Source organism: Pseudomonas sp. GW821-FHT07E12, from assembly GCF_058986605.1.
On the sequence record NZ_JBYSVX010000028.1, the window covers coordinates 41,905 to 68,860 of the forward strand.

Here is a 26,956-nt window from a genome sequence, read left to right on the forward strand (position 1 = left end):
TGGGGTTCCTTGTCGTGGTGGACTGTCAGTCGAAGTCGTAGAGCTGCTCGAATGCGTCTGCCATGGGTCGGTAGTCATTGCGACAGCGATAGAGGCCATCACCGGGACGGCTGTCGGCGTACCAGAGCATCTGTTGGGGCAATTGCAGCCGGTGTGGGCTGACCCACTCGCCGATCGAGTAGAGGCTTTCGACAAAGCGGAACGGCGTGGAGACATCGCGCGCATTGGCGATGCTGCCGGGCGCGTGCACTTCGCTAAGCGCGCCATAGCCGACGGGGATCGGCACGATCCAGCCCTGGCCCTTGCGGTCGTTGAGCCATGTATCCGTGGCAACGCTCTCGCTCGGCTGACAACGCCAGTTGATACGGGACAGTGACAGCCAGGCATCAAGTAGCGTCGCGGCAGGGTTTTCGGTCTGCAACTCGATCAGGCGTGTTGTTAACCGATCTTCCCGCGATACCAGTGCAAAGCCCGGAAGCAAGCGTACGAGTGATTTACGGAATTCGGTTTGTCGGTCGTCCTCGGTGCCGGTCAGGTCGATACTCCAGGGCCGGTAACGCAGTCGCCCCGATTGCACCGAGGGCAGCACGGTGCCCCCGGCGATACGCATGCCGGAAAGCAGCTCGGCGATGGTGGCGATATTGGCTGCACGAGCTTCGGGCTCCCGGTCCCAGCACTGGCTACGGATCGCAAAAACCAAGCTCAATTCCAAGTGGATGCGTCCCTCCTCGACGATGGCGGAAGTACCGCCATCTTTGTCGACGGGATTCCGGGTCAGCCGGAAGGACTTCACGAGGTTGCCGGTGACCTGTTCCTGGTAACCGTGGCAGATCACGCCAATCGCCTTGAATGAGAGGTCGAGATCGGCAGTATTTGTTTTGCGTTGCAGAGCCCACATCAGGCCCTGAAAGGCGGTGATCGAAGGAAAACCGTGAGTCAGGGGGCTAGAAACAGCATTGGCGTTCTGAACGCGCAGACGCGGCAACACCAGTAAGTGGTCGAAGCGAGGGCAGGCGCTCATGCCCGACATCCTGCGGATGCGTGCCCTTGCAGAGGGACTGACCAAGCTGCATCGGCGATGAACTGTTTGGCCCAGTGCTTGTGCTCATTGTCGCCGACTGTGGTCAGCCCGGCTGCGCGCAATCGTGCATTGATCCAGTTGGCAAAGCGGGTGGCCACACCGTCCAGCCAGTCGCCACGATAGTACGCTGACTTGAAGTCCTCGTCCTCCTGCTCGTGATCTTTGCGTGAGGGGAGTTCGGTGCGGTCGGGATCGAGCCAGAGCTGTTCGCACAGCGGCAATCGACAATCGCGAGCTCGGGTCCAGCCGGGCTGAAGGCCAGCTTGGATGTCTGCGGCGAATACCACGAGCAGAGATACTAGCGCTTGTTCGATGGCTTCGAGCCTGTCCCGCGTATTGAGGTTCCGATTTGGATCGGCCAGTAGGAAATCGGCCAACGTCTTCACTAGTAGTCGTACGCTTTTGAAATTGGAAAATCTATCCAGTACTGATTGCAAGTGAAGTAGGTTTAATGGTGATTCGTTGGTCCGTTTCGGCGGGAGGGAGGCGAGCAGATAATTCACGCCACCGCGTTCACTGTTGAGCTGGGAGATATTCTGTGGTTTGGCTCCCCCGAGTTTACGTACAACCAGATCACGATAATATCGATAAGGGGTGCCATACGATTCCTTAGCCCGGAATGCCTGCTGCGCTAACTTGTTAGTCTCGCCAAAACGGGCATCCTGGATGTCTGCATGGATCGCATGGACGAGACTGCTGGAGAACAGTGGTTGCAGCAGGTGGTAGTCGGAATCGTTCGAAGGTTGTTCGCCAACCAGCCAGTAGACCTGCTTAGCGGCCTCATGCGAACTGGGTATCGGGTCGTTACGTATCAGATGGCTGAACGCATTCATCCAACCCGCGGCGACATTAGCATTCGGATGCAGGGCACAGCGAAGATCAGTATCGCCGGCCCGCATCCAGTCCAGTAGTCGGCGATTATCGATCTTAATCTTGAGGAACTTGAATACGTCCAGTGCAGCGGCATTGCCGACCACATCCTCGGCGTAGTTGTCGCCGAGGATGTGGGTGCCGACCTCAGTGTGCTGCGGCAGCTTGTGCGGGGGGGCGTAGAGGCTGCTACCACGGGCGTCGGGATGGGTGGCCTTAAGTATGTGGGTAACGGCCTGGATCTGGCCGACCCGGCGCGCGGCATCGGCCAGCCAAGTGGTGTAGTCGTACTTCGATGCCAGGTTGGCATCGTCTTGCATGCCCTTCAGCTTGGCTTCGCGCCGCGCTTCGATGAAGGTAGCGATTGCCGAGTGGAAAGCTTTCCCTCGGTCAGTTAGTTGCGTCATTGGTTGTCTCCATGGTCAAGCCTCCTTTTTGTTGCGGTCATATCAGCGTCCATTCGCGCCGGACAAGCCCTCATCTGGAGAATCCAAGCCAAGGGTGATAGCGCCACCCTTGCTCGTACTGGGGAACTTCCACCGTTGCCAATCGTTCGGCACATGTACGTGTTGAGAGGTCGAGTAGTTCCGCGTACTCAAACAACAACAGCGTCAGCGGATCGGACTGGCCCCATGGGCCGATGCGTCTGCCGACCTCCAGTTTCACGTGGCGGCATTGACTGCGATCAATGGGGATATAAAGGGCATGGCTACGTCGAAGCTTGTCGTTCTCGATGCGATGTAGGATGAGGCCTTCTTGTTCCTCGTCGGGAAGAAACACCAGCGTCTCCGTCGGTATGGAGGCATTCCGAAAGGGCAGTTGCTGCGGGAGTATGCCGGTCAAGGCCGCTTGTGGATGCCCCCAGCCGCTGGTGGCGTTCAATCCAGAGGGGTACCTGCGAGGCAACATGCAATCAGCTATGCGCGCTTGTTCCAGATCAACGATGCGTTGCTTGGGCTGCCAGTCATCGGTGACCCGCGGGCGGATGCGCGGCAGCGCGGTGAGAACGCGGTATTCCTCCGGCGACATCAGCTTGCCCAGCCGGTGCGCGACCAAGCGGAACGGGTGGTCGGCCGCTGCGTGTTCCTTCTCGAAGCCAGGGCGTACGAAGATCGCAGCCGGTCTCCCATCGGGGCCGGTAGTGGGAAGGAAATGGCGAAGGTTGGTGTCGAAAACCAGCACGTTGGGCTTGTCTGCGCGCTTGCCGCGGTGGCGCTGCACGCGACCGGCGAGCTGGATTAGCGAACGCATCGACGAGGGTTCGGCCACGGCCCAGTCGGCATCCCAGTCGCGGCCGACCTCACACACGGGCGAAGCGAGGACAACGAACAGATGGTTGCGTTCCGGGTGGGCATCGAGCGCGCCGCGAATGACCGGCAGGCGGTAGACACCCTGTCCGTCGTCGCGCCGGTTGAACGTAGTGTCGAGTTGGTGCTCGATGGCCGAGCGTTGCAGCTGAGGGAAGCGGGCGTGGTAGACGCACAGGTGGATGCGGGTATCCACCGGTGCGCCGAGTGCGAACAGCGCTTGCGCTACATCGAACAGCGGGTCGATGTTGGCCATGCGCACCAGTCCAAAGCTTACCCGCTTGCCGCTGACGGGGTCGGTTTCAGCATGCCAGTCGTGCAGACGCGTACAGGCTTCGAGCACGTGCTGGGAAAATTCGATACGGACCTTCGCTTCCGGCAAATTTCTGGCGATGTCTAGCCGAACCAGCTCGGCCCGTCGCAGCGGCTCGGCCTTTTCCAGCCTGGATGCACGCTTGCCGACGAACTGCATGTGCTGTTCGGCGAACGCCACTTCGTCGATGCATGTGGCGGTCTGCGCGCCAAATTCGTCGATCCACAAGCAAGGCACTTCGACCTGCACCGCGCGTTCTCCGCCATTCGCGCCGCGATTGCGCCAGTACTGGATGCGACCGGCGCGATAGGCCAGGAACATGCCTTCGACCAGTGCCGGCGGCAGCGTCGCCGATGACAGCAGCACGCGTGTGCCAAGCATCCCGGCCCAGTGCACCAGCCGGGTCAATGCGGGCAGGTCGTTGAGGTCGTAGTCGTCCAGTTCGTCGAGTACCAGATCGGCGCTCATCAGCCGCAGCATCGGGGCGATCTGGCGGCCGGCGCGCAGGGCTTCGGTGGCGGGGACCATGTGGTCTACGGTGCACACCAGCATGGGTGCCGAAAGCAGGTTGCGGATATCGGGGTCGTGCATCGCGCGCGACAGCAGTGGATGGTCGGCGACCACACCTTCGTACAGGACGTGGCTGTCTTCCTCGATCAGATCCTGTACCGAGGCCGAGCCATGTGCTTCGGCCTTGTGTTCGTAGTATTCGAACAGGGCGCGACTGGCGGAGCCGCCGACGCGGATGGCGAGTTCGTCCTCGCCCAGATGCAGGTCGGTGCGATAGCTGCGGCCGGTTTGCAGGGTGAGGGTGCGCAGACCGAGTGCATAGGTGGCACGCAAGCCCTGCTGAGGATCGGCGAGCGCGTAGAGGATGCGGGCGTTGGCCAGCGTTTTGCCGCAGCCGGTGGAAGCCATGTTGACGATGAAGGCGCCGTGCTCGCGGGCAGTTTCGCGCAGCGCGGTGGCGGCATCGGCTGCTTTGTCCTGCCAGGAAAATCTGGGGTCGGCGCTGCGTTTGCGCAGGCCGCGATGGTTGGCCAGACGCGGCAGGTGGCGTTCGAAGCCGGGCAGGGCGTGGGCGATGAGCCCGGCATCGCGGGTGACACCGAGCAGGTGTTCGTCCAGCGCTTGCTTGGGTTTGCCGTCGCGATCGGTGTTGGCGTATAGCCGGGTGTTGCCATCACCACGGACGCGCTGGGGTGAGTCCTCTGCCAAGCTGGAATAGTGGTGATCGGCCAGCATCAGGCTGAGCCGGGCCAGATGCATCACATAAGGATTGTCGAGCCCGCTGCAGCTACGACGTTGGCGCAGCTCAAGCAGTCGTCGTGCCAGCCGCGCGGCCTGCGCGCGCCACTTCGGTTCGATCACCGGGAGTGGACCGGCGAGTTGCCAGTAAGGCTCGATCCGGCCGCGTTCGGCGTGTTGGTGGATTTCGTTCCAGGCGTGCGTGACCTGCGTCAGCGGAGTTTCAAGCCACGTCTGGCTGAATCCGGGGGAACGCTTGCCGAGCCACGCTTGCGTGCCTTTTTCCTTGTCCTCGACCGGGACCACCGGCAGACGGTGATGGGTAGCGACCAGCCAGGCGATGGCGGCGGCCAGCGGAGGAAGATCGCGGAACGGGTATGGGGAGGTGGCATCGAGCCCATCGCGTTGATAGCGGTCGGGGGCGATCCAGGCCTGCTCATCGGAAACATCCGGATCGGCCAACCTTTGCAGCCAGCCTTCGTCTTCGTCCTGCCCCACGAAGGCCAGAAACAGTCGCAACGAAACCCATTCGTGGCGGTACAGGTTTTTCTCCTGCAACTCGCCGCGCAGGCGTGCCTGAAACGCGACGCTGGCTTTGCCCAGGTCGTGCAGCAGTGCGGCCAGTTGCGCGAGCAGGCGGATGTCCTCGGCGGTATGCCAATCGTTCTCGTCCTCGCGCCGCAGCACATTGCGCACGGTGGTGTTGGTCGGGACCGCGCCCTCGACGTTGAAGCGGCGGGCGTCGCCGACGATCCATAGCAGCTCGCTGTGGTCCAGGCCACGGATCCAGTGACAGGCGACGGCGGTGTTCTTGCGCGCGCTTTTGCGTAGCAGCCGACGCAGGGTGTCCAGGCCAGCTTGGGTGATCGGCGTCTGCCAGGTGCGGTCGCCGCGTCGCTCGGCGAACTGGTCGAGGATGCGCCGGCTTTCGGTCAGTGCACGCTTGTCGCACTGCGAGATCAGCAGGATGTTCATGCGGTCTTGCCTGCGGTCTCCAGCGCCACCGCTTTGAGCGTGTCGATCATGAAATCCAATGATTCGCTGCGCGTCAGTGCTTCGATGCAGGCGCGGCGGAAGGCTTGTTCGTCATCGCCGCGCATCGCAGAGACGAATGCCTGCGGCAGGATGCTGGCGTCCTTGACCAGATCGGCCGCATCGAACACCAGACCGCCGCGGCGGGTCTTGCCATGCAGCACCGCCAGCCCGTGTGGCAAACCGAGTACCCAGGTGGCAGTGGCGCCGAGGCCGTAGGCGAGGTAATTGCCGTGATCGAGAAAGCGATTGGCCGGGTCGCCGCCGCTGCCGCGCTTGGCGCGGGTGAAATCACCGTAGCCGACGGTGTCCACAGCGAGTTTGAACAACGCCTTGGTCAGGCGCGCTTCTTCGGTCAACAGCGCGGTGTTGTCCTGGGCCAGATCGATCTGTCGCGACGTGCGCTGCAACAACTCATCCAGGCGGGCGAGATCCACTGCAAAGCCGGCTTCGCGCAGATGGCGGTGTGCCCATTGCTCACGCAGGCGTGTGGTACGCGCGCGTTGGAATGCCTTGGCGGCATACAGGCGCAGGTCGTCGTCGAACCAGAACCTGACCCAGGCTTGCAGATACTCGGTGGGGCGGTTCTCGCTCTGCGGGGAAAACCAGGCGACTTCCACGTCGATCTCGTTGGCCGAGAACAAGGGCGTACCGCCGCCTCCGCAGAAGCCGACCAGCACGCCGGCCTTGGCCAGCTCGCGCATCGCTGCCTGGGTGATCGAGGTGCCGGTGCCGAGCAGGATCGTCGTGGTATTGGCGATCGGGATGTTCCAGTACAGCGAGCGCTTGCCGGCGTCGGTGACGTACTCGACGCGGCCACCGTTGACCAGCACGCGGCAGTGCTGGAGGTAGTAGATGTTGGCGCGTTTGGAATGCAGGATCGTCTTCAGATCCGAAGGCGACAGATCTTCCATGATGTTCCCCCTGTCCGCCGATCATAGACCGGCATCGGCAGCTCGGCACAGTACCGTCCGAACATCGGGCAATCGCCCGCCGCTCTTGTGGGGGGACTTCAGTCCCGACAGGCGCTGCCGGCAAAGTGTCGGGACTGAAGTCCCTCCCACAGTGCACTCCGGCGCTTTTTGCGGTGGAGCTGCCTCAATCCTCTTCCGGCGGCAGCACGATGCCGTCGGCGTCGATCGCTAATTTTCCTGCCATCAATACCGCCTGGGTGCGGTTGGTGACGCCGAGCTTGCGCAGGATCGCGGTGACGTGGGCTTTGATGGTCGCTTCGGATACGCCCAGGTCGTAGGCGATCTGCTTGTTGAGGCGGCCGGCGCCGAGCATCTGCAGTACGCGGAACTGCTGCGGGGTGAGTTCGCGCAGGCGTTGGCCGACTTCGCGTTCTTCGTGGTCGGTCGGCGGCAGGTTCTGCGCTTCGGCGGGGATCCAGCGTTCGCCGTCGAGCACGGTGGAGAGTGCCTGGCCGATGGTGTCCGAATCAGCTGATTTGGGAATGAAGCCGAATGCGCCGTGATCGATCGCGCGACGCATCACGGTCGGTTCCTCGCGTGCGGAGACCACCACCACCGGCAGTTGCGGATGCAGTGCGCGCAGGTGCACCAGCGCGGAGAAACCCTGCGCGCCGGGCATGTTGAGATCCATCAGCAGCAGGTCGGCATCAGCATGCGCGTCGGCGAGCAGGTACAGCGCATCGACGGTGTCGGCTTCGAACAGTTGCACACCGGGCATGACCCGCTGCACGGCGCCACGCAGGGCCTCGCGGAACAGCGGGTGATCGTCGGCAATCAGCAGGGTGGGCATGGGGGAGAAGCCGGGATTCGTGATTCGGGATTCGGGATTCGTAAAGGCAACAGCAACAGCGGAGGGGCGGTGGGATGGAGACCGCTTTTGCGAATCCCCAATCCCGAATCCCCAATCCCGGCGCGCGTCAGCGCGTCAGTCGCTCGTTGACCAGCGAATCGACTACCGAAGGATCGGCCAGCGTGGAGGTGTCTCCCAACTGGTCCGGCGCGTTCTCGGCGATCTTGCGCAGGATGCGGCGCATGATCTTGCCCGAACGCGTCTTCGGCAGGCCGGGCGCCCATTGCAGGTGGTCGGGCGAGGCGATCGGGCCGATCTCCTTGCGCACCCAGGCGATCAGTTCCTTGTGCAGGGCCTCGCTGGGCTGCTCCTCGGCGATCAGGGTGACGTAGGCGTAGATGCCCTGGCCCTTGATGTCGTGCGGGAAGCCGACCACGGCGGCCTCGGCGACCTTCGGGTGCGAGACCAGCGCGCTCTCGACTTCGGCGGTGCCGATGCGGTGGCCGGAGACGTTGATGACGTCGTCCACGCGCCCGGTGATCCAGTAATAGCCGTCCTCGTCGCGACGGCAGCCGTCACCGGTGAAGTAGCTGCCCGGGTAGGTGCGGAAGTAGGTGTCGATGAAGCGCTGGTGGTCGCCGTAGACGCTGCGCATCTGGCCGGGCCAGGAATCCAGCAGCACCAGGTTGCCCTCGGTGGCGCCTTCGAGGATCTGGCCTTCGGGATTGACCAGCGCCGGTTGCACGCCGAAGAACGGCAGCGTAGCCGAGCCGGGCTTGAGGTCGGTGGCGCCGGGCAGCGGCGAAATCAGGATGCCGCCGGTCTCGGTCTGCCACCAGGTGTCCACGACCGGGCAGCGACTGTCGCCGACCACTTCGTAATACCAGCGCCAGGCTTCCGGATTGATCGGTTCGCCGACGCTGCCGAGCAGGCGCAGCGAACTGCGCGAGGTCTTCTTCACCGGTTCCTCGCCCTCGCGCATCAACGCGCGGATCGCGGTCGGGGCGGTGTAGAAGATGGTGACCTGATGCTTGTCGATGACGTTCCAGAAGCGCGAGACGTTCGGGTAGTTCGGCACGCCCTCGAACATCAGCGAGGTGGCGCCGTTGGCCAGCGGTCCGTAGACGATGTAGCTGTGGCCGGTGACCCAGCCGACGTCGGCGGTGCACCAGTAGATGTCGTCCTCGCGCAGGTCGAACACGGTTTCGTGGGTGTAGCCGGCGAACAGCAGGTAGCCGGCGGTGGTGTGCAGCACGCCCTTCGGTTTGCCGGTCGAGCCGGAGGTGTAGAGGATGAACAGCGGATCCTCGGCGTTCATGCGCTCGGGCTCGCACTCGGACGGCTGGCTGTCGACCACGTCGTGGAACCAGCGATCGCGCGGTGCCTGCATGGTGACCGGGCCGCCGGTGTGGCGCACGACCAGCACGGTTTCGACCGAGTTGGTGCCGGGGATCTTCAATGCGGCATCGACGTTGGATTTCAGCGGGATCTTCTTGCCGCCGCGCAGGCCTTCGTCGGCGGTGATGATCAGCTTGGTGCCGCAGTCGATCACGCGGTCGGCGATCGAGTTGGGGGCGAAGCCGCCGAACACTACCGAGTGGATCGCGCCGATGCGTGCACAGGCGAGCATGGCGACGGCCGCGTCCGGGATCATCGGCAGGTAGATGGTGACGCGGTCGCCCTTCTTGATGCCGAGCTTGCGCAGCGCGTTGCCAAGCCGGCACACGCGCTCGTACAGCTCGCGGTAGGTGACGCCGTAGCTCGGCGCATCCGGGCTGTCCGGCTCGAACAGCAGCGCGATCTTGTCGCCACGCGTGGCCAGTTGCCGGTCCAGACAGTTCACCGAGGCGTTGAGCTCGCCGTCCTCGAACCACTTGATGCGGAAGTCGTCGAGCTGGTAGCTGACGTTCTTGATCCGGGTCGGCTTGACGTACCAGTCCAGCCGCTCGGCGGCCCTGGCCCAGAAGCCATCCGGGTCTTCCACCGACTCGCGGTAGAGCTTTTCGTAATGGGGCTTGTCCACACGTGCCTTGGCGGCGAAATCGGGCGGAACGGGAAACAGATCAGCCATGGCACTCTCACTCGCACTGCTTTATGGAAAACGGGTGGCCGCTGTGCGGCCGGCTCAGGCATTCAGTTTGCCGTATCGCCCCGGGGCCGGAGCGAAGAAGTCGTTAGACCTTGGTCGTAAAGCGCGGTCTGACGGGGTTTGTTTCGACCAAAGGCGAATAGGCGCGGACCGGGACGGGCCGCACGCTCCGTCCAGCCGCGCCCCGCGCGGTGATGAGCCATTATTCGGGAGGGAGTAATGAACATCCGCATCGCATCGCGTGCACGTCGGCCGCTGGCCGCCGCGTTGTTGTTCGCCCTGATCGCCCCGGGAGCCGCATTCGCCGAGACCGCGAAGGGGCATACCGCTCGAGAGCAGGCGCTGGAAGCGCGCGTGGCCGAGCTGGAACGCCAGGTGCATCTGCTGTTGTCCGCGCAGCAGCAGACCCAGACGCAGGTGAGCCAGACCCAGAGCCAGGTCACCCAGGCCCAGAGCGCGGTGGCCGATACCCAGGCGCAGCTGGACCAGGTCAAGGTCACCGCGGCCAAGGCTGCGACCCCGACCTTCACCACCGCCCCCGGCATGTCGGTCGCGTTCCACGGCTTCATCAATGCCACGGCCTTCGAGCAGTCGCGACCGTTCAACTACGGCAACGGCCAGAACGCGGAATGGCCCACGCCCGGCTCGAAAGGCAGCCTGAGCGGCGTGGACATCCGCAACACCCGGTTCTGGCTGGACATCACCGGCGCGAAGATGGGCAATAACTGGACCGGCGGCGGTCGCCTGGAGTTCGACCTCTTCGGCGGCAACAACGGCACCGGTGCCTACGCCGGGCAGCAGCCGATCCCGCGCCTGCGCCAGGCCTACATGGACCTGGACAACGCCGCGACCGGCACCAAGGTCCGTGTCGGTCAGCAGTGGACGCTGATGTTCCCACTCGACAACGTGCCCGATTCGGTCGCGCACGTGGCGTTCCCGCTGGGCTTCGGCACCGGCATCGTCGGCTGGCGCTATCCGGGCGTGGTGGTGATGCAGGACCTCAACCGCGGCGCCACCGAGTCGGCCAAGTGGCGGCTGGACATGGCGGCCTTCAGCGGCAACTGGGCCAGCAGGAGCAGCACCGACAGCACCACCAACTACCTGACCGCCGGCAATGCCGGGTTCCGCCCGCAGTTCGAGGCGCGCCTGCGGGTGGCCGGCAGCAACTGGATCGCCTACGCCACCGGCCACTACTCGGAGATCGACCTGAGTGGCGTGGACGGCAACGGCTCCACCGCGATCAAGTCCAAGATCAAGAGCACCGCCTTCGCGCTGGGCGGCATCGTCAAGCCCGGCCCGTGGAACCTGAAGGCCTACGTGTTCAGCGGCAACGGCATGGGCCAGAACTTCGGCGCGCTGTCGCAGTTCGGCGACATCTCCGAGTTCGGCGGTTTCGCGCAGGTGGGCTACAACTTCAACAAGAACTGGAGCCTGAGTGCCTTCTATGCCACCGACCGGCCCGACGAGGACGACGTGCGGGCCTGGCGCGGCACCGCGGTGGGCCTGCTGCGCAACGAGCAGCTCGCGCTCGACCTGATCTACGCCAACGGGCCGTACAAGTTCGGCATCGAGGCGATGCACGACAAGCTCGACACCACCAGCGACGGCGTCACGACCAAGACCATCAGCGGCAACCAGGTCAGCGTCAGCGCCCAGTACAGCTTCTGATCGACCCGTTTCACGGTCGGAGCCGGCGCGGCGCCTGGGAGGGATGCCGCACCGCTCCGGCCACCACTGCACCCACCGGGTTTCCAGCCCGTCATCCCATTGCCGCATCCATGCTTCGGAGGGGAAGCCCCTTATGTCCAGCACGACCATCAATACCGGCCAGCCGGCCTCACTCACCCAGGGCCACAAGAAGGTCATCTTCGCGTCGAGCCTGGGCACCGTGTTCGAGTGGTACGACTTCTATCTGTACGGATCGCTCGCGGCGATCATCGCCAAGCAGTTCTTCAGCGGCGTCAACGAGACCACCGGTTTCATCTTCGCGTTGCTGGCGTTTGCGGCCGGTTTCGCGGTGCGTCCGTTCGGTGCGGCGTTCTTCGGCAGCATCGGCGATCGCATCGGGCGCAAGTACACCTTCCTGGTGACGATCGTGCTGATGGGCCTGTCGACCTTCATCGTCGGCATCCTGCCCAACTACGCCAGCATCGGTATCGCTGCGCCGATCATCCTGATCGTGCTGCGACTGGCGCAGGGCCTGGCATTGGGCGGCGAGTACGGCGGCGCGGCCACCTACGTCGCCGAGCACGCCCCGCAGGGCAAGCGTGGCCTGTACACCAGCTTCATCCAGACCACCGCCACGCTCGGCCTGTTCCTGTCGCTGCTGGTGATCCTGGGCACGCGCATGACGCTGGGCACCGAGGCGTTCGAGGCCTGGGGCTGGCGCATCCCGTTCCTGGTGTCGATCGTGCTGCTGGGCGTGTCGGTATGGATCCGCATGCAGTTGAGCGAGTCGCCGCTGTTCCAGCAGATGAAGTCGGAGGGCAAGGGCTCCAAGAAGCCGTTCCGCGACAGCCTCAAGGACGGCAACTTCCGCCTGATGCTGCTGGTGCTGCTGGGCGCCACCGCCGGCCAGGCCGTGGTGTGGTACGGCGGCCAGTTCTACTCGCTGTTCTTCCTGACCCAGACGCTGAAGGTCGATGGCACCACCGCCAATCTGCTGATCGCCGGTGCGCTGGCGCTGGCCACGCCGTTCTTCGTGGTGTTCGGCTGGCTGTCGGACAAGATCGGTCGCAAGAAGATCATCCTGGCCGGCTGCCTGCTGGCGGCGATCACCTACATGCCGATCTTCAAGGGCCTGACCCACTTCGCCAATCCCGGCGTCGAGGAGGCTCGCGCGAAGTCACCGGCACTGGTTGTCGCGGATCCGGCCACCTGCTCGTTCCAGTTCGATCCGATCGGCAAGAAGGTGTTCACCAACTCCTGCGACATCGCCGCCGCGGCGCTGGCCAAGGCCGGTATCCCGTACGAGATCCAGGCGGCTGCGCCGGGCTCGCTGGCGCAGGTCAGCATCGGTGGCACCGAGGTCGCGTCCTACGAGGGCGCCGGCCTGGGCAAGGATGAGGTGAAGGCCAAGGCCGACGCGTTCGGCAAGTCGCTGAAGGGCGCGTTGACCACCGCCGGTTATCCGGAGAAGGCCGATCCGGCGCGCATCAACAAGCCGATGACGCTGCTGCTGCTGTGGATCCTGGTGCTCTACGTGACCATGGTCTACGGCCCGATCGCCGCCTACCTGGTCGAGCTGTTCCCGACCCGCATCCGCTACACCTCGATGTCGCTGCCGTACCACATCGGCAACGGCTGGTTCGGTGGCTTCCTGCCGACCATCTCGTTCGCATTGGTCGCGGCCACCGGCAACATGTACTACGGCCTGTGGTACCCGATCGGCATCGCGTTGCTGACCTTCGTGATCGGCGGGCTGTTCCTGCGCGAGACCAAGGACGTCGATATCAGCAAGTAAGCGAGGACAGATGTGCGGCCGGAGCGATCCGGCCATCTCCAGGCGCCGGCCCCGACAAGGGCCGGCGCTTTTTTTGCGTGTGCCGTCGCGTGGCCTCGCGGCCTGTTCGGGAATTGATGACACGCCCTGGCGAATCCCTTGCCGTGTCCGCCGGGATCAGTCGCCCGCGCAGGCACCGGGCCGATCCCGCCGGTGAGCCGATCCGCTCACTGCCGCGTTGAACCTGCGGATCCGGCCTGATGGCGAAGTCCCGGGAATCCCCGGCAATGAAATAATTCATTAACAGTTAGTAATTAGTCTGGCGACGCTCCGGCCATTGGCTGGTCAACGGCACCGGCGCCAGGTGCCTGTGTTCCCCCTGTCCCTTTCGCCACCGCGTCGCGGGCGGTGGCGGGGGAGTCCTGTTCCCTCACGCCCCCTTGTTTCGAGAGCTTCGTCAATGCCGACTTCTCCGATCCCGAAATCCCGCCACCTCCCGCAGGCGCTGTTGCTGGCCCTGGCCGCCGCCTGCGCCCCGCAATTCGCCGCCGCCTCGTGCGGCAATGTCGCCACCAAGATGGCGGAGATCCTCAACACCCGTTACACCGCCGACACGCTGGTGCTGGCGCACCGCGGCCTGTGGGGCAAGTACGCCGGCGACACAACGCTGCCGGAGAACTCCCGTGGCGCGCTGAACCAGGCCGACGTGCAGTGCATGGACGGCGTCGAACTGGACATCAAGGTCACCAGCGACGGCGTGCCGGTGCTCATGCACGACTTCAACCTGGGCCGCACCACCAACGTCTGGCAGGTGCGCGGTGGTGCCAAGTACAACCCGATGACCAACCAGGGCACCAATCCGGCGGTATCCACACTGCCGTGGTCGGTGGTGCAGAGCCTGTTGTTGCTGACGCCGGACCGTTCGGTCGACACCGGCTACCACGTGCCGGACCTGGATGGCCTGTTCGCTTACTGGAAACAGTCGGGCATGACCACGCCGATGGTGTTCGACACCAAGACCACCGGTGCGGTGCGCGCCGTCCAGGCCACCGCGCTGAAGGCGTTCCCGCACAATCCCGGGCAGATCGTCGCGGTCAAGGTCAACGCCACGCTGTACCCGCACCCGACCGCATTCGTCGGCGACGGGCGTTACATCACCGCGATCCCGGTCTACACCACCAACATGCTGTCCAAGATCGACGTCGCCGAAAGCCGCCGCGCCTGGCAGGGCTATGTCGACACGCTGGAGATCAACGTCAAGCAGGAAAACGGCTTGCTGCAGGGGCAGATGAACGAGGCGCACAACGCAGGCCGCCGCATCGGCGTGTTCCAGGCGATCCCGGATGGCCCGCGCGCGGGTGAGTTCTACCAGAACACCGGCGCGTGCTGTTACAAGCTGTCGGAGTTGTACTTCAGCTATTCCGGCGGTCGTGACACCGCCGATCACCGCGGCGACATGGGCTATCTGATGTCGCAGGGATTCGGCCTGATCACCACCGACGATCCGAAGGCGGCGATGCGGACGCTGAAAACCAACGGCCGCCGTGTCAGCCACTACAGCCCGCGCTGATCCGCATCTTTCCCGTGGTTCCGCCGGCGTGCATCGCGCGCCGGCGTTCTTGAGGTTGTCCCATGCAAGCAATCAAGTTTTTCGGTCGCGTCTTTCCGGTGCTGCTGGGCGTGGCCTGGGCCGGTGGCGCCATCGCGGCCGCTCCGGTGTCGCTGAATATCGGGCCATACCGGCTTGACGCCGCGCAGGTCGAAGCACTGGACGCGGCAATGCAACGCACTCCCGGGGCAGCGTCGCTCACCGATGACCCGGAACGGCTGCAGGAATTCGGCGAGCGCTACCTGCTGGCACGGCAGGCGCAACAGGCGCACCTGGATGCGGACCCGGTGGTCGCAGCGCGAGTGGCGCTGGCGGTCGACGGCGTCCTTGCCGACGCCGAGCGCGAGCGACTTTTCCGCAGTGCGCCGGTGAGCGAGGCCGATATCGCGCACCGCTTCGCCGAGCGCCCGGGTGACTTCGACGAATACGAACTCAGCCACATCTTCGTCGCGCTCGACCCGCAAGGCGATGCCCGGCGCGGTCAACCGCTTGACGATGCGCAGGCGCTGGCACGCGCGCAGCTGCTGAAACATCGCCTGGATGCCGGCGAAGACTTCGTGCAGCTCGCGCGCAAGGAATCCGACGATGGCGCCAGTGCCGAGGACGGCGGGCGCGTCTCGGCCGTGTTCGGCCAGTATCTGGATGATGCGTTCGCCCCGGCGGTACGCACCCTGGCACCGGGACAGGTGTCCGCGCCGGTGCGCGGTCCAAGCGGTTATCACCTGATCCGGCTCGAAGCACGCCACGTCGCCACGCTCGATCGCGCTCGTCCTCTCATCGAAGCGCAGTTGCGCGAGGAAGCACGCGATCGCGCCCTGGCCGCGCTACGACAGGCGAATCCGATCGTCGTATCGCCCGGGAGTACCGATAAGGCCCCGCCCGGCACGTCGGCGCCGTGATGCATCGTCGGCTGCTTTGGGGGGCGATGGCCCTGCTTGGGCTGGCGATCGCTGGACTGCTGGCGATGCGGGGAAGTACCGGGCAGCCGCCTGCAGCCGCCCGCATGCCGGATCGCCCTCCATCGGTCGAGCGCGCAGCGGCGCAGCGCGACCCACCGCAGGTGCTGTATGCCCGTGCCGCGCGCTATGAAGACTGCGCGCACCAGGCCGAACGCGATGCCTTGCCGCCGCCACCGGTCGAACCGGCCGAGGCCTTGGTGGCTGATGTGCCGACGCAGACGCTGCATGAGGCTTGTCGCCAGATCGGCCCGGCCCAGTACGCCGAGGTGCAGCGGCTGATGCAGGCCGCCGCCGCGTCCGGCGATGCCTCGGCCCGCGTCTACCTGTTGCAGCAACGCGCCAGTGCATTGCTTGAACGCCTGTCTGCCGCTGCAGGCGAAACCGGAGTGGCGCCGCTGACGGCCGCGGACAGGCACGAGGCCGACATGATTGCTGCCGAACTGGAAGTGCTGGCATTCGCCGGCCAACGCGATGCGATGCAGACCTTGCAGCAAGTGATGGATGCGAACGTGTTGGCATCGTCCGAGCCGCTGTACGCGGCGGCCTGGCGCCTGGCCGCCGAGCAGCCGACCGGGCACCCGCTGTCGCCCGACGCACCGTTGCTCGGCGAGGAACAACTGGAAACGCTGGACTCGCCGACCGAACAGCAGGTGGTGGTGCTGGCCCGTGAACTGCATGCGCGTTGTTGTGCCCGTTGAGCCACGCTCGACGCGCTGGACTCTCTGGAACAGGACGTCGCCGTCAACTTGTCGGCTCTACACGGCAGGCACGCGCAAGCTGGGAGAAGCGTTGTTCGAGCGGATGAACGGCGCTTGAGAGGGCACGATCTCCGGTTGACGTGCATGCCTGCGTGACGACGCGGATCCGCGCCGTGCCCGGCATCGCCGGACACGGCGGCGTCGCATCACGCGGGCAGTGCGCCCGCACGCGATCCGTTCATGCCTTCATGCCGCCTGCAGCGTGGCGACCTCGGCCAGCGCGGAATCGAGCGCGCGCTGTCGCTGTTCCGCACCGAGATTGGTGCCTTCGGCGCGTACCGGAATGATGTCGGTGATGCCGATGAAACCGAGGAACCCGGTCAGGAAGGTTTCCTGGTGATCCAGGAAAGCGATCGGCGAGGCCGCTGAGTAGAAGCCGCCGCGCGAGGACGCGATATAGACCTTCTTGCCGCCGGCCAGTCCCCGCACACCGGTTTCGTCGTAGGCGAAGGTCTTGCCCGGCACCGCCACGGCGTCGATCCAGGCTTTCAGCTGGCTCGGGATGCCGAAGTTGTACATGGGCGCACCGAGCACCACGATGTCGGCAGCCAGGAACTCATCGAGCACGGTGTGGGTGGCGACCAGTTCCGCCTGCGTGGCGGCGTCCACGCGTGCGCCTTGCTCGACAGCGGCGGCGATCTTCTGGCCGATCTCGCCGGTCAGCGCGCCCAGGTCGTGCAGCGTCTTCATCTTGGCGAACATCAGCGCGGGCGTCTGCTGGGGCACCGGCTCGGCGGCCAGGTCGCGGTAGCTCACGGTCAGGCCGGGGAGGGTCTGCCTCAACCGGGCCACGATGCTGGCGGACAGCTGGCGGCTGACCGATTCGGGACCGGAAATGCTGGAATCGATGTGCAGGAGTTTCATGGGGCTTCCTGAAGAAAGTGAGGGCTCTGTTGCATCCGACGAACAATTTGTTTCTAGATACATTTTGTTCGTTGAGCTATGGTAGGAGCCCAGACAGATCGCACAAGGAGGCACTTTTTTGGGCGATACGAACACGCTTGTTCCCAACATCGAATCCCCGCGCAGCACCGAGGATTGCCGTGCCGTGGCCGATACCCTGGCGCGCATCGGCGACAAGTGGACAGTGATGGTGGTCGGCGTGCTGTCGAACGGGCCGGTGCGCTACAACCAGATCCGCCGGATGATCGATGGCATCTCGCAGCGCATGCTGACGCTGACGCTCAAGGGGCTCGAGCAGGACGGACTGGTGCGGCGGACCATGTACCCGACCATTCCACCCCGGGTGGACTATGAACTCACCGATCTGGGGAGAAAGTTGATCGTGCCGCTGCGCTCGCTCTTCGAATGGGCGGTCGTGCACCGGCCGGAGGTGGAGGCCGCGCGTCAGCGGTTCCTCAAGGAGCAGGCGGACGGAACGCGGCAAAAGAGCTTCACTACCCCGAAGTAGCCTGCGATGTCGCCCTGCGGTGGCGGCAGGCCCGAGAGTGAAACATGCAGACACAGGCAATGCCCGAGGTGATGGTGGCTGAGGGGCGATCCGGTTTGTCCGTCGCGTTGTGGACGTCGGTCCTGTCCGAGACCGCGATCTGCGCGCGGCAGCGGTACTTCATTGCCGCGGTCAGGTGCGATGTGCCCGTGCTCATCCTTCCCCTGCAGGGCAACAAGAACGTCATCCACGGCGGCCACGTGCTGTCCGCCGGGGTCGGCGAGTACGTGATGATCCATCACGCCATGGACGTGAGCATGGAGAACATTCCCGCACCCGATGGACCCTACGTGGCGGGGGTGCTGAACTTTCCATGGCGATTGGTGGGCCTTGCCCGCCAGATCGTGCTCGATGGAACTGGCCTGGCCAGGGAGAAGATCGACAAGAGCAGCGTCAGCTGCAATGCCGTATCGGAGCATCTGCTGGCCGCGTTGCGGCATTACCTCGACCTGGTGCGCCGTTGCGCCGGTCCGGCGCAGATCGATCATGCCTTGGTCGGCATCTTGGTCGCACTCCACGCCGATGGCGCATCGGGATTCGTCATCGCGGACGATCCAAGCCTGTCGGCCCGGATCCGGCTCATGGTGAGCGCGCAACCACAGCGGGAGTGGGCCTCGGCCGATTTCGAGGAGATGTTCCACATGAGTGGTGCGACCCTGCGTCGTCGCCTGGCGGACGAGAACGCCAATCTGCGCACGCTGGTTCGCGAGGCGCGCCTGCAATACGGATTGGGCCTGCTGCAGACCACACGGAAGAGCGTGGCGAAAGTGGCCGAGGAATGCGGCTATCGCTCCGTTTCGAGCTTCCGCGAGGGCTTCGTCGAGCAGTTCGGTATCGATCCGAACGCCGTCGCCAACGATTGAGCGATTGCCGGCGTTTTTTGAGCGATGCGTTGCGGGTCGGCCGTCTAGATTGGCGTCTTCGCCAATCAGCAGGAGACGTCAATGCCATTCCCCTTCATCAAGAAGCGCCCCATCGCCCGCCTGGGGGCGCTTGCGCTGGCCGCTGCCGCCTCGGCATTCGCGCTGTCGGCAAACGCGCTTGAACTGAGCAGTTCCGACATCGGCGAAGGCAAGACGCTTGCCCCGGCGCAGGTATTCAGCGGATTCGGCTGCGATGGCGGCAATCGCTCGCCCGAGCTGAAGTGGTCCGATGTCCCGGCAGGCACCCAGAGCTTCGCCGTGACCGTCTACGATCCCGACGCGCCGACCGGAAGCGGCTGGTGGCATTGGGTGGTGTACGACATTCCGGCGGCGGCGCATGGCCTGCCCGGCGGCGCCGGCCTGACCACGATGCCCGTCTCGCAGGGTCGGCAGGCACGCACCGATTACGGCACCAAAGCCTTTGGTGGCGCGTGTCCTCCCGTGGGCGACAAGCCGCATCGCTACATCTTCACCGTGTATGCGCTGAAAACGGCCAAGCTCGAAGTGCCCGAAGACGCCAGCCCGGCACTGATCGGATTCATGCTGCGCGATCAGGTGCTGGCGCGCGCCACGATCACTGCGCGGTACGCCCGCTGACCGAGTGGGCAGGGTGGCGCGAAGCAATACGCCACGACCCGCCTGGGCATGTTCTGCATCGAAAAACGAAAGCGTTGCCGAGCCTTGGGATCCGGCGTTGACGCGATAGCGCATCGCAAGGGCATGGACGCCCGGAGTGGGCGCCAGAAAGATCGCGAGGGCTTCGCAATGATCGCCCGGCTTGATCAGTATCCGGACCGAAGTCTGGCAAAATCGCCGCGCTGAACATGCAACCGTTCGGCGCGGCGATTTGTGAGGGTGCATGCGCTGCTGCCCGCAACCTCTCGCCGTAACTTCAACGAAAACAACCGGATATGTCGTCAATGCGCATCGCCACCTGGAACGTCAATTCGCTCAACGTGCGCCTGCCGCATCTGGAGCAATGGCTCAAGGACTTCGCGCCGGACATCGTCGGCATCCAGGAAACCAAGCTGGAAGACCACAAGTTCCCCGATGCGGCGCTGGCCGGGCTTGGCTATCGCAGCGCGTTCGTCGGGCAGAAGACCTACAACGGCGTGGCGATCCTGACGCGCGAGCCGATGCAGGACGTGCAGATCGGCATTCCCGGTTTCGAGGACGAACAGAAGCGCGTGATCGCCGCCACCGTGGGCGATCTGCGCATCGTCAACCTGTACGTGGTCAACGGCCAGGATGTGGGCACCGACAAGTACGCCTACAAGCTGCGCTGGCTCGACGCGGTGCACGCATGGCTCGCCGCCGAACTGCAGCGGCATCCCAAGCTGGTGGTGCTGGGCGATTTCAACATCGCGCCCGACGCGCGCGATGTGTACGACGCCGAGGTCTGGAACGACAACCACATCCTCACCTCCACCGCCGAGCGCGGTGCGCTGAACAAGCTGCTCGCACTCGGCCTGCACGACGGCTTCCGGCTGCACAACGAAGACGCCGGGGTGTTCAGTTGGTGGGACTATCGCGCCGCCGGCTTTCGTCGCGACCTCGGGTTGCGTATCGACCTGACGCTGGTATCCGATGCACTAAAGGGTCAGGCGATCGCCGCGGGTATCGATCGCGAGCCGCGTACCTGGGATCGGCCCAGCGACCACACTCCGGCGTGGGTGCAGCTCGGCGCTTGAACGGGGGCAACTCAGAAACCCCCGGGAAGCCCCGGGGATTCCACAACATCCCGCCGGCGCGCCTCAGCGCACCTTGCCGCGGGTGAACAGATTGATGATCGCCAGCAGGATCACCGCGCCGACGATCGACCAGACGAAAGTCCACAACGTGATCGCCTGGTTGATGCCGCCGCCGAACAGCCAGCCTGCGATCAACGCGCCGACGATGCCGACCACCACATTCAGGATGATCCCCTCATCGCGACGCATGATGATGCTGGCGAGCCAGCCCACGATGCCGCCCACGATCAGCCAGATGATGATGCCCATGCCCGAATCTCCTTCTTGTTGTTCCGCCCCGGAACGGGTGCGGCAGGGCCATTCAACGCGCGCTGTCGTGAAGCACCCGTCGAATGGGCGGGTGCGACACCTGCTCCCGTTGGGCAACGTGGAGCGGGCGTGAAGGAAACGCAGGGGCAGCACGGCGAGTGGACATTCGGTCCGGTGCAGGTCTGGTTGCGGCCGCATCGACCGGGCCAGCGTGGCGAGCCACAGGCCCGCGAGCTGCTGGGGCAAGCCCTCGCACTGGCGCCGGAAGCGCTGCCGTTGACCCGCGACGAGCGCAGTCGGCCATGGTTCTTGCCGCCGTTGGCGCATCTCGGCACCGGCTGGAGCCACAGCGGCACGCAGTTGCTGGTGGGATTGGGCGAGCGCATGCGGCTGGGCGTGGACCTGGAGCGACTGCACCCGCGTCCGCGCATGCGTGAGGTGGTGCAGCGCTTCTTCCATCCAGAAGAGGCCGCCTGGCTGGCCACGCTCGCCGATGACGCGTACGCGGAGTGGTTCTTCCGGCTGTGGTGCGCCAAGGAGGCGCTGCTGAAGGCGCACGGTCACGGTCTGTCGTTCGGACTGCATCGGCTGCGCTTCGCCGAACGCGACGGTGCGCTGGCACTGGCCTGGTGCGATCCGGCACTGGGCGAGGCCGCGCACTGGCACCTGCACGAATGGATGGCCACCCCGGATTACCGCGCCGCGCTGGCGTGGTACCCGGAGTCGTGAGTTGGAATACCCGCACAGGGATGTGCGGTGCTTTTGCGAGGGATTCGCCCCAATGTGCGGTGCTTTTGCGAAGGACTCGCAGGATAATGCCGCGATGAACGACGTTTCCCTTCCCGCCGAGGTCCGGTCCGACCTTGAGCGCGGCCTGCAACAGATGGGCCTCGAACTCGCCTTCGCCGATCCGCTGCTGGCCTATCTGACGCTGCTGGCGCGCTGGAACCGCACCTACAACCTGACCGCGATCCGCGACCCGCGCGAGATGGTGGTGCGTCACCTGCTCGACTCGCTGGCGATGCGCCCCTACATCGAGGCCGGCAGCCTGGCCGACCTCGGTACCGGCCCTGGCCTGCCCGGCATCCCGCTGGCGATCACCCGCCCGCAACTGCAGGTAACGCTGGTGGAGAGCAACGGCAAGAAGGCCCGCTTCATGCGCGAGGCGGTGCGTCAGCTCGGCCTGGGCAATGCCCGTGTGGCCGAGTCGCGCGCCGAGGCGCTGGACGAGCCCGCCGCCTACGATCACCTGACCGCCCGCGCGCTGGACACGCTCGACGGCATCATCGGCGTCGGCGGTCATCTGTTGAAGCCGGGGGGCACCCTGCTGGCGATGAAGGGCGTGCACCCGCACGAAGAAATCGCCGTGCTGCCGGCTGGCTGGAGCGTGCAGGACGTGCATCCGCTGCGCGTGCCCGGCCTGGACGGCGAGCGTCATCTGGTGGTGGTGCGCAAGCAGGTGTGAGGCATTCGGGGGAACTGCCCTGTGGGAGGGACTTCAGTCCCGACAGGGCTTTCCCGGGAAAGCCCGTCGGGACTGAAGTCCCTCCCACAAAGGTTCGGTGTCACTGGACCCTGGTGCCTGCCAGGCAAAGAAGTCCCGGCCGCCGGTGCCGCGCCGGAATTTCCCCGATCCCACCCCCAGCCCGCATAATGCCCGGCCCAAACCCCCTTGCCCACGAGGCTTCCCGCATGGCCCGGATCATCGCCATTGCCAACCAGAAAGGCGGCGTCGGCAAGACCACCACGGCGGTCAACCTGGCGGCCAGCCTGGCACGTGCGCCCAAGCGCGTGCTGCTGGTGGACCTGGATGCGCAGGGCAACGCGACGATGGGCAGTGGTGTGGACAAGCGTGAGCTGGCCGCGTCCACCTGCGACCTGCTGCTGGGCGAGAACAGCGCGGTCGAGATCCGGGTCACCGCACCGGAAGGCTACGACCTGCTGCCGGGCAACATCGACCTGACCGCCGCCGAGATCCAGCTGATGGACCAGGGCGAGCGCGAGCAGCGCCTCAAGCGCGCGCTGGCGCCGATCCGCGACGAATACGACTTCATCCTGATCGACTGCCCGCCGGCGCTGTCGCTGCTGACCCTCAACGCGCTGACCGCCGCCGACTCGGTGATCGTGCCGATGCAGTGCGAGTACTACGCGCTGGAAGGCCTGTCGGCGCTGCTGGAGACGATCGAGGCGCTGCGCGCCAACCTCAATCCGGCGCTGGAGGTCGAAGGCGTGCTGCGCACCATGTTCGACATCCGCAACAACCTGGCCAATGCGGTGTCGGCCGAATTGATCCAACATTTCGGTGACAAGGTGTTCCGTACCATCGTGCCGCGCAACGTGCGCCTGGCCGAGGCGCCGAGTCATGGCCAGAGCATCATCGGTTACGACCGCGCCTCGCGTGGCGGCGTGGCCTACCTGGGGCTGGCGGGCGAAGTCATCCGCCGCCAGGCCGAACGCAACAAGGCCGCTCGGGCCGTGGAGACCGCCTGATGACCAACAAGCCGACCCCGACCCCTGCCAAGAAGCGCGGACTGGGCCGTGGCCTGGATGCGCTGCTGGGGCCCAAGGGTGCGGCCGCTGCGGCGCCGGTCACCACCGTCGAGGAACTGCAGCCGGGCGATACGCTGCGCTCGCTGCCGGTGAAGCAGCTGCAGCCGGGCAAGTACCAGCCGCGGCGCGAGATGGACGAAGCCAAGCTCGCCGAGCTGGCCGAGTCGATCAAGGCGCAGGGCGTGATCCAGCCGATCGTCGCGCGCGAGCTGGCGCCGGGCAGTTTCGAGATCGTCGCCGGCGAGCGCCGCTGGCGCGCCTCGCAGCTGGCGGGCCTGAGCGAAGTGCCGGTGGTGGTGCGCGAGCTGGACGATCGCACCGTCATCGCGATGGCGCTGATCGAGAACATCCAGCGCGAAGACCTCAATCCGCTGGAAGAGGCGCTGGCGCTGCATCGGTTGATCGAGGAATTCGCACTGACCCACGCCGAGGCCGCCGAAGCGGTGGGCCGCTCGCGTGCGTCGGTGTCCAATCTGTTGCGCCTGCTGGAGCTGCCGATCGGCGTGCGCGTGTTGCTGGAGTCGCGCCGGCTGGAAATGGGCCATGCGCGCGCGCTGCTGACGCTGGCGCCGGAGCTGGCCACCAAGCTGGCGCAGGAAGCGGCCGATCAAGGCTGGTCGGTGCGTGAGGTCGAGCGCCGCGCGCACGATTTCGCCGCCGGCAAGGTGCCGGGCGCACGTCCGGCCCGTCCGGTGCCGAGCGCGCCGCAGGCCGACATCGCCTCGCTGGAGACCGAGCTGTCCGAGTCGCTCGGCACCAAGGTCGCGATTGCCCATGGACGTGGCGGCAAGGGCAAGCTGGTCATCCACTACACCGACCTGGACATCCTCGACGGCGTATTGGAAAAGCTGCGCGGTCGCGTCGGTTAGCTTCCTCACGTTTTCCCCGCAGGCACCTCCATGCATCCCAACAAGGTCGACCGCAATCATCTGCTGTGCTTGACCGACCTGCCCAACGTCGGGCCGGCCTGCGAGAAGGATTTCCGCGCCATCGGCATCCGCGTGCCGGCGCACCTGAAGGGACGCGATGCCTACGACATGTACGCGCAGCTGTGCCTGAAGACCGGCGTGGTGCATGACCCGTGCGTGATCGACGTGTTCCTGTCGGTGGTGCGCTTCCTGCAGGGCGAGCCGGCACGGCCGTGGTGGGATTTCAGCGCCGAGCGCAAGCGCACGCTGGCCGCCGATGCGCCGTTGACGTTGCGCTGAGTCAGCGTGTCCCAGAGAAGTCACGCATGAGCATTCTGGTCACCGGCGCAGCCGGCTTCATCGGCGCCTACACCTGCCGCGCGCTGGCCGCGCGTGGCGAACGCGTGGTGGGCCTCGACAGCTACAACGACTACTACGACCCGCAGCTCAAGCGCGAGCGTGTTGCCGCGCTGTGCCCGGATGTGGAGATCCGCACGCTCGACCTCACCGACCGCGACGGGCTGGCGGCGTTGTTCGACGAGTTGAAACCCGCGCGCGTGGTGCACCTGGCCGCGCAGGCCGGCGTGCGCTACTCGCTGCAGAACCCGTATGCCTACGTCGACAGCAATGTGGTCGGCTTCATCAACCTGCTCGAACTGTGCCGTCATCGCGGCGTCGAGCATCTGGTCTACGCCTCCAGCAGTTCGGTCTACGGTGATTCGGCCACACCGCCGTTCTCCGAGGACCAGCGCATCGACAAGCCGCGCTCGCTGTACGCGGCCACCAAGGTCGCCAACGAGCTGATGGCCTACACCTACGCGCAGCTGTACGGCCTGCGCGCGACCGGGCTGCGCTTTTTCACCGTGTACGGCCCCTGGGGCCGGCCGGACATGGCGCCGGTGATCTTCAGCCGCGCGGTGCTGGCCGGGCGGCCGATCGAGGTGTTCAACCACGGCCGCATGCAGCGTGACTTCACCTTCATCGACGACATCGTCGCCGGCGTGCTCGGCGCGCTCGACCATCCTTCCGGTGAGCCGGTGCCGCACCGGGTGTTCAACCTGGGCAATCACACCCCGATGGAGCTGGAGCGCTTCATCGAGGTGATCGAGCAGGCCGCCGGGCGCCCCGCCGAGAAGCTCTACAAGCCGATGCAACCCGGCGACATGATCGCCACGATGGCGGATACGACGCGCGCGCATGCCGCATTCGGCTTCGATCCGGCCACGCCGATCGAGACGGGCCTGCCGCGGGTGGTGTCGTGGTGTCGCGACTACTTCGGTGCGCGCGCCTGATGTTGCCTGGAGCTCTTTGCTCGTCATCCTTCCGTCCGCAGGGGAATGAAGGAGTGGGGTTTCCTGCCAGACAGGCCGCTACGCTTCATCCGCGGGTCACGCGATCAAGGCAAAATACGCGGCCTTTTCGCGAGTCCCTCGCAGGAGCGCCGCACATCCCTGTGCGGATTCCCTTTTTTACGCTGCTGATCCAGCGACTGGTCCGGAAACCATGAGCGAACCGCAACTGTCCGTCGTCGTCCCGGTGTTCAACGAGCGCGACAACGTCGCGCCACTGGTGGGCGAGATCGTCGCCGCACTGCGCGGGCGCGTGGACTTCGAGATCGTCTACGTCGACGACAATTCCAGGGATGACACACTGGCGATGCTGCAATCGCTGAAGTCGGCCACGCCCGAACTGCGCGTGCTGCACCACGTCAGCCAGAGCGGCCAGAGCACCGCAGTGCGCAACGGCGTGAAAGCCGCGCGCGCGCCGTGGGTGGCCACGCTCGACGGCGACGGCCAGAACGACCCGGCCGACATCCCGAAGCTGCTGGCCGCGCGCGATGCCGCCGACTCGAAGGTGAAGCTGTTCGCCGGCTGGCGCGTCAACCGTCAGGACTCCGGCTCCAAGCGCTGGGCCAGCAAATGGGCCAACGCGATCCGCTCGCGCATGCTGCGCGACGACACGCCGGACACCGGCTGTGGCATCAAGCTGTTCGAGCGCGCCGCGTTCCTGGACCTGCCGTACTTCGACCACATGCATCGCTTCCTGCCGGCGCTGATGCAGCGTGCCGGCTGGAGCACTGTCAGCGTGCCGGTCAATCACCGCCACCGCACCGCCGGCGTGTCCAAGTACAACAACCTCAACCGCGCCCTGGTCGGCATCCGCGACCTGCGCGGGGTGGCCTGGCTGATCGTGCGCAGCAAGCGCACCGCAGTGGAAGAGCGCTGAGATGGAACTGCATTTTCTCGACCAGCCGCTGACCTGGCTGTTCTGGACCGGCCTGCACGTCACCGGCTGGAAGCTGATCGGCTACACCGGCGCGTTGATGTTCGGTGGTCGCTGGCTGGTCCAGTTCGTCGCCTCCAAGCGCGCCGGCAAGCCGGTGATCCCGCGCCTGTTCTGGTACATGAGCGTGATCGGCAGCCTGATGACGCTCAGCTACTTCCTGTTCTCGGCCAAGCAGGACTCGGTCGGCGTGCTGCAGAACCTGTTCCCGGCATTCACCGCGCTGTACAGCCTGTACCTGGACATCCAGCACCGCGGCTGGAAGCGCGACAAAGCCAGCCATTGACCCGCTGTCTGTAGGAGCGGCTCTGGGTGGCCTAGGGCCATCAGCCGCGAGGGCTTTCCCGGGGAAGCCCCATCGCGGCTGATG

Annotated in this window: 25 protein-coding genes; 17 read left to right on the forward strand and 8 right to left on the reverse strand. The window is 65.4% G+C overall.

The window, feature by feature from the left end:
- Positions 1–25: 25 nt before the first annotated feature.
- The 6 genes from csy2 to acs form a co-directional block, all read right to left on the reverse strand.
- Positions 26–1,021, reverse strand: coding sequence for a type I-F CRISPR-associated protein Csy2 (csy2, locus tag AC3WJE_RS14940; RefSeq protein WP_493731605.1), 996 nt, complete (start codon positions 1,019–1,021; stop codon positions 26–28).
- Entirely contained in the window at positions 1,018–2,358 is a 1,341-nt protein-coding gene (gene csy1 / locus AC3WJE_RS14945) for a type I-F CRISPR-associated protein Csy1 (RefSeq protein WP_493731606.1), read from the reverse strand. Before csy1 ends, csy2 begins: the two co-directional genes overlap by 4 nt.
- Positions 2,359–2,428: 70 nt before the next feature.
- Positions 2,429–5,794, reverse strand: a complete 3,366-nt coding sequence (cas3f, locus tag AC3WJE_RS14950; protein ID WP_493731607.1) for a type I-F CRISPR-associated helicase Cas3f — start codon at positions 5,792–5,794, stop codon at positions 2,429–2,431.
- Positions 5,791–6,765 (reverse strand): type I-F CRISPR-associated endonuclease Cas1f, encoded by a 975-nt coding sequence (gene cas1f / locus AC3WJE_RS14955; protein WP_493731608.1) that lies wholly within the window; start codon positions 6,763–6,765, stop codon positions 5,791–5,793. The genes cas3f and cas1f overlap by 4 nt, the downstream gene beginning before the upstream one ends.
- 184 nt (positions 6,766–6,949) lie before the next feature.
- Positions 6,950–7,615, reverse strand: a complete 666-nt coding sequence (locus tag AC3WJE_RS14960; protein WP_493731609.1) for a response regulator transcription factor — start codon at positions 7,613–7,615, stop codon at positions 6,950–6,952.
- A 127-nt stretch (positions 7,616–7,742) separates the two neighbouring features.
- Positions 7,743–9,686, reverse strand: coding sequence for an acetate--CoA ligase (gene acs, locus AC3WJE_RS14965; RefSeq protein WP_493731610.1), 1,944 nt, complete (start codon positions 9,684–9,686; stop codon positions 7,743–7,745).
- A gap of 237 nt (positions 9,687–9,923) precedes the next feature.
- Here acs and AC3WJE_RS14970 point away from each other — a divergent pair, with 237 nt between their 5' ends.
- The 5 genes from AC3WJE_RS14970 to AC3WJE_RS14990 all read left to right on the forward strand — a co-directional run bounded on the left by AC3WJE_RS14970 (position 9,924) and on the right by AC3WJE_RS14990 (position 16,412).
- Positions 9,924–11,372, forward strand: a complete 1,449-nt coding sequence (locus AC3WJE_RS14970; protein WP_493731611.1) for a hypothetical protein — start codon at positions 9,924–9,926, stop codon at positions 11,370–11,372.
- 133 nt (positions 11,373–11,505) lie between these two features.
- Positions 11,506–13,167 carry an MFS transporter gene (locus AC3WJE_RS14975; protein WP_493731612.1) on the forward strand — a complete coding sequence of 554 codons (1,662 nt, stop codon included), beginning with the start codon at positions 11,506–11,508 and terminating at the stop codon, positions 13,165–13,167.
- A gap of 439 nt (positions 13,168–13,606) precedes the next feature.
- Positions 13,607–14,716, forward strand: a complete 1,110-nt coding sequence (locus tag AC3WJE_RS14980) for a glycerophosphodiester phosphodiesterase family protein (protein ID WP_493731613.1) — start codon at positions 13,607–13,609, stop codon at positions 14,714–14,716.
- A 62-nt stretch (positions 14,717–14,778) separates the two neighbouring features.
- Positions 14,779–15,654 (forward strand): peptidylprolyl isomerase, encoded by an 876-nt coding sequence (locus tag AC3WJE_RS14985; RefSeq protein WP_493731614.1) that lies wholly within the window; start codon positions 14,779–14,781, stop codon positions 15,652–15,654.
- Positions 15,655–15,758: 104 nt separating this feature from the next.
- Positions 15,759–16,412, forward strand: coding sequence for a hypothetical protein (locus tag AC3WJE_RS14990; RefSeq protein ID WP_493731615.1), 654 nt, complete (start codon positions 15,759–15,761; stop codon positions 16,410–16,412).
- A 246-nt stretch (positions 16,413–16,658) separates the two neighbouring features.
- Here AC3WJE_RS14990 and AC3WJE_RS14995 read toward each other — a convergent pair whose 3' ends face one another.
- Positions 16,659–17,336, reverse strand: coding sequence for an FMN-dependent NADH-azoreductase (locus tag AC3WJE_RS14995; RefSeq protein WP_493731616.1), 678 nt, complete (start codon positions 17,334–17,336; stop codon positions 16,659–16,661).
- Between the two features lie 118 nt (positions 17,337–17,454).
- On the opposite strand from AC3WJE_RS14995, the gene AC3WJE_RS15000 reads away from it, so the two are divergent.
- From AC3WJE_RS15000 to xth, 4 genes are all read left to right on the forward strand, one after another.
- Complete coding sequence (locus AC3WJE_RS15000; protein ID WP_493731617.1) at positions 17,455–17,883, forward strand: winged helix-turn-helix transcriptional regulator; 429 nt, start codon at positions 17,455–17,457, stop codon at positions 17,881–17,883.
- 59 nt (positions 17,884–17,942) lie between these two features.
- Entirely contained in the window at positions 17,943–18,785 is an 843-nt protein-coding gene (locus tag AC3WJE_RS15005; RefSeq protein WP_493731618.1) for a helix-turn-helix domain-containing protein, read from the forward strand.
- An 81-nt stretch (positions 18,786–18,866) separates the two neighbouring features.
- Positions 18,867–19,442: a YbhB/YbcL family Raf kinase inhibitor-like protein gene (locus AC3WJE_RS15010; RefSeq protein WP_493731619.1), complete on the forward strand. Its 576-nt coding sequence runs from the start codon at positions 18,867–18,869 to the stop codon at positions 19,440–19,442.
- Positions 19,443–19,765: 323 nt separating this feature from the next.
- Positions 19,766–20,536 carry an exodeoxyribonuclease III gene (xth, locus tag AC3WJE_RS15015; RefSeq protein WP_493731620.1) on the forward strand — a complete coding sequence of 257 codons (771 nt, stop codon included), beginning with the start codon at positions 19,766–19,768 and terminating at the stop codon, positions 20,534–20,536.
- 63 nt (positions 20,537–20,599) lie between these two features.
- On the opposite strand, the gene AC3WJE_RS15020 is transcribed toward xth, so the two are convergent.
- Entirely contained in the window at positions 20,600–20,845 is a 246-nt protein-coding gene (locus tag AC3WJE_RS15020; protein WP_493731621.1) for a GlsB/YeaQ/YmgE family stress response membrane protein, read from the reverse strand.
- Between the two features lie 129 nt (positions 20,846–20,974).
- Between AC3WJE_RS15020 and AC3WJE_RS15025 the strand changes: the two genes are divergently transcribed.
- The 8 genes from AC3WJE_RS15025 (at position 20,975) to AC3WJE_RS15060 (ending at position 26,872) form a co-directional block, all read left to right on the forward strand.
- A complete protein-coding gene (locus tag AC3WJE_RS15025; protein ID WP_493731622.1) occupies positions 20,975–21,574 on the forward strand; it encodes a 4'-phosphopantetheinyl transferase family protein in 600 nt (199 codons plus the stop codon).
- Positions 21,575–21,668: 94 nt separating this feature from the next.
- Positions 21,669–22,310 carry a 16S rRNA (guanine(527)-N(7))-methyltransferase RsmG gene (gene rsmG / locus AC3WJE_RS15030; protein ID WP_493731623.1) on the forward strand — a complete coding sequence of 214 codons (642 nt, stop codon included), beginning with the start codon at positions 21,669–21,671 and terminating at the stop codon, positions 22,308–22,310.
- Positions 22,311–22,537: 227 nt separating this feature from the next.
- Positions 22,538–23,335 carry a ParA family protein gene (locus AC3WJE_RS15035; protein WP_493731624.1) on the forward strand — a complete coding sequence of 266 codons (798 nt, stop codon included), beginning with the start codon at positions 22,538–22,540 and terminating at the stop codon, positions 23,333–23,335.
- The gene (locus tag AC3WJE_RS15040) at positions 23,335–24,264 is read left to right on the forward strand and encodes a ParB/RepB/Spo0J family partition protein (RefSeq protein WP_493731625.1); all 930 of its coding nucleotides are present in this window, start codon (positions 23,335–23,337) and stop codon (positions 24,262–24,264) included. The genes AC3WJE_RS15035 and AC3WJE_RS15040 overlap by 1 nt, the downstream gene beginning before the upstream one ends.
- A gap of 30 nt (positions 24,265–24,294) precedes the next feature.
- Positions 24,295–24,603: a helix-hairpin-helix domain-containing protein gene (locus tag AC3WJE_RS15045; RefSeq protein ID WP_493731626.1), complete on the forward strand. Its 309-nt coding sequence runs from the start codon at positions 24,295–24,297 to the stop codon at positions 24,601–24,603.
- Between the two features lie 26 nt (positions 24,604–24,629).
- Positions 24,630–25,595 (forward strand): NAD-dependent epimerase/dehydratase family protein, encoded by a 966-nt coding sequence (locus AC3WJE_RS15050; protein ID WP_493731627.1) that lies wholly within the window; start codon positions 24,630–24,632, stop codon positions 25,593–25,595.
- Positions 25,596–25,806: 211 nt separating this feature from the next.
- Positions 25,807–26,529 (forward strand): glycosyltransferase family 2 protein, encoded by a 723-nt coding sequence (locus AC3WJE_RS15055; RefSeq protein WP_493731628.1) that lies wholly within the window; start codon positions 25,807–25,809, stop codon positions 26,527–26,529.
- A 1-nt stretch (position 26,530) separates the two neighbouring features.
- Positions 26,531–26,872, forward strand: a complete 342-nt coding sequence (locus AC3WJE_RS15060) for a lipid-A-disaccharide synthase N-terminal domain-containing protein (protein ID WP_493731629.1) — start codon at positions 26,531–26,533, stop codon at positions 26,870–26,872.
- Positions 26,873–26,956 lie beyond the last annotated feature (84 nt).

Coding starts and splice junctions, on each gene's coding strand:
- csy2 (WP_493731605.1), bottom strand. CDS start 1,021: ATGAGCGCCTGCCCTCGCTTCGACCACTTACTGGTGTTGCCGCGTCTG.
- csy1 (WP_493731606.1), bottom strand. CDS start 2,358: ATGACGCAACTAACTGACCGAGGGAAAGCTTTCCACTCGGCAATCGCT.
- cas3f (WP_493731607.1), bottom strand. CDS start 5,794: ATGAACATCCTGCTGATCTCGCAGTGCGACAAGCGTGCACTGACCGAA.
- cas1f (WP_493731608.1), bottom strand. CDS start 6,765: ATGGAAGATCTGTCGCCTTCGGATCTGAAGACGATCCTGCATTCCAAA.
- AC3WJE_RS14960 (WP_493731609.1), bottom strand. CDS start 7,615: ATGCCCACCCTGCTGATTGCCGACGATCACCCGCTGTTCCGCGAGGCC.
- acs (WP_493731610.1), bottom strand. CDS start 9,686: ATGGCTGATCTGTTTCCCGTTCCGCCCGATTTCGCCGCCAAGGCACGT.
- AC3WJE_RS14970 (WP_493731611.1), top strand. CDS start 9,924: ATGAACATCCGCATCGCATCGCGTGCACGTCGGCCGCTGGCCGCCGCG.
- AC3WJE_RS14975 (WP_493731612.1), top strand. CDS start 11,506: ATGTCCAGCACGACCATCAATACCGGCCAGCCGGCCTCACTCACCCAG.
- AC3WJE_RS14980 (WP_493731613.1), top strand. CDS start 13,607: ATGCCGACTTCTCCGATCCCGAAATCCCGCCACCTCCCGCAGGCGCTG.
- AC3WJE_RS14985 (WP_493731614.1), top strand. CDS start 14,779: ATGCAAGCAATCAAGTTTTTCGGTCGCGTCTTTCCGGTGCTGCTGGGC.
- AC3WJE_RS14990 (WP_493731615.1), top strand. CDS start 15,759: ATGCCGGATCGCCCTCCATCGGTCGAGCGCGCAGCGGCGCAGCGCGAC.
- AC3WJE_RS14995 (WP_493731616.1), bottom strand. CDS start 17,336: ATGAAACTCCTGCACATCGATTCCAGCATTTCCGGTCCCGAATCGGTC.
- AC3WJE_RS15005 (WP_493731618.1), top strand. CDS start 17,943: ATGCCCGAGGTGATGGTGGCTGAGGGGCGATCCGGTTTGTCCGTCGCG.
- AC3WJE_RS15010 (WP_493731619.1), top strand. CDS start 18,867: ATGCCATTCCCCTTCATCAAGAAGCGCCCCATCGCCCGCCTGGGGGCG.
- xth (WP_493731620.1), top strand. CDS start 19,766: ATGCGCATCGCCACCTGGAACGTCAATTCGCTCAACGTGCGCCTGCCG.
- AC3WJE_RS15020 (WP_493731621.1), bottom strand. CDS start 20,845: ATGGGCATCATCATCTGGCTGATCGTGGGCGGCATCGTGGGCTGGCTC.
- rsmG (WP_493731623.1), top strand. CDS start 21,669: ATGAACGACGTTTCCCTTCCCGCCGAGGTCCGGTCCGACCTTGAGCGC.
- AC3WJE_RS15035 (WP_493731624.1), top strand. CDS start 22,538: ATGGCCCGGATCATCGCCATTGCCAACCAGAAAGGCGGCGTCGGCAAG.
- AC3WJE_RS15040 (WP_493731625.1), top strand. CDS start 23,335: ATGACCAACAAGCCGACCCCGACCCCTGCCAAGAAGCGCGGACTGGGC.
- AC3WJE_RS15045 (WP_493731626.1), top strand. CDS start 24,295: ATGCATCCCAACAAGGTCGACCGCAATCATCTGCTGTGCTTGACCGAC.
- AC3WJE_RS15050 (WP_493731627.1), top strand. CDS start 24,630: ATGAGCATTCTGGTCACCGGCGCAGCCGGCTTCATCGGCGCCTACACC.
- AC3WJE_RS15055 (WP_493731628.1), top strand. CDS start 25,807: ATGAGCGAACCGCAACTGTCCGTCGTCGTCCCGGTGTTCAACGAGCGC.
- AC3WJE_RS15060 (WP_493731629.1), top strand. CDS start 26,531: ATGGAACTGCATTTTCTCGACCAGCCGCTGACCTGGCTGTTCTGGACC.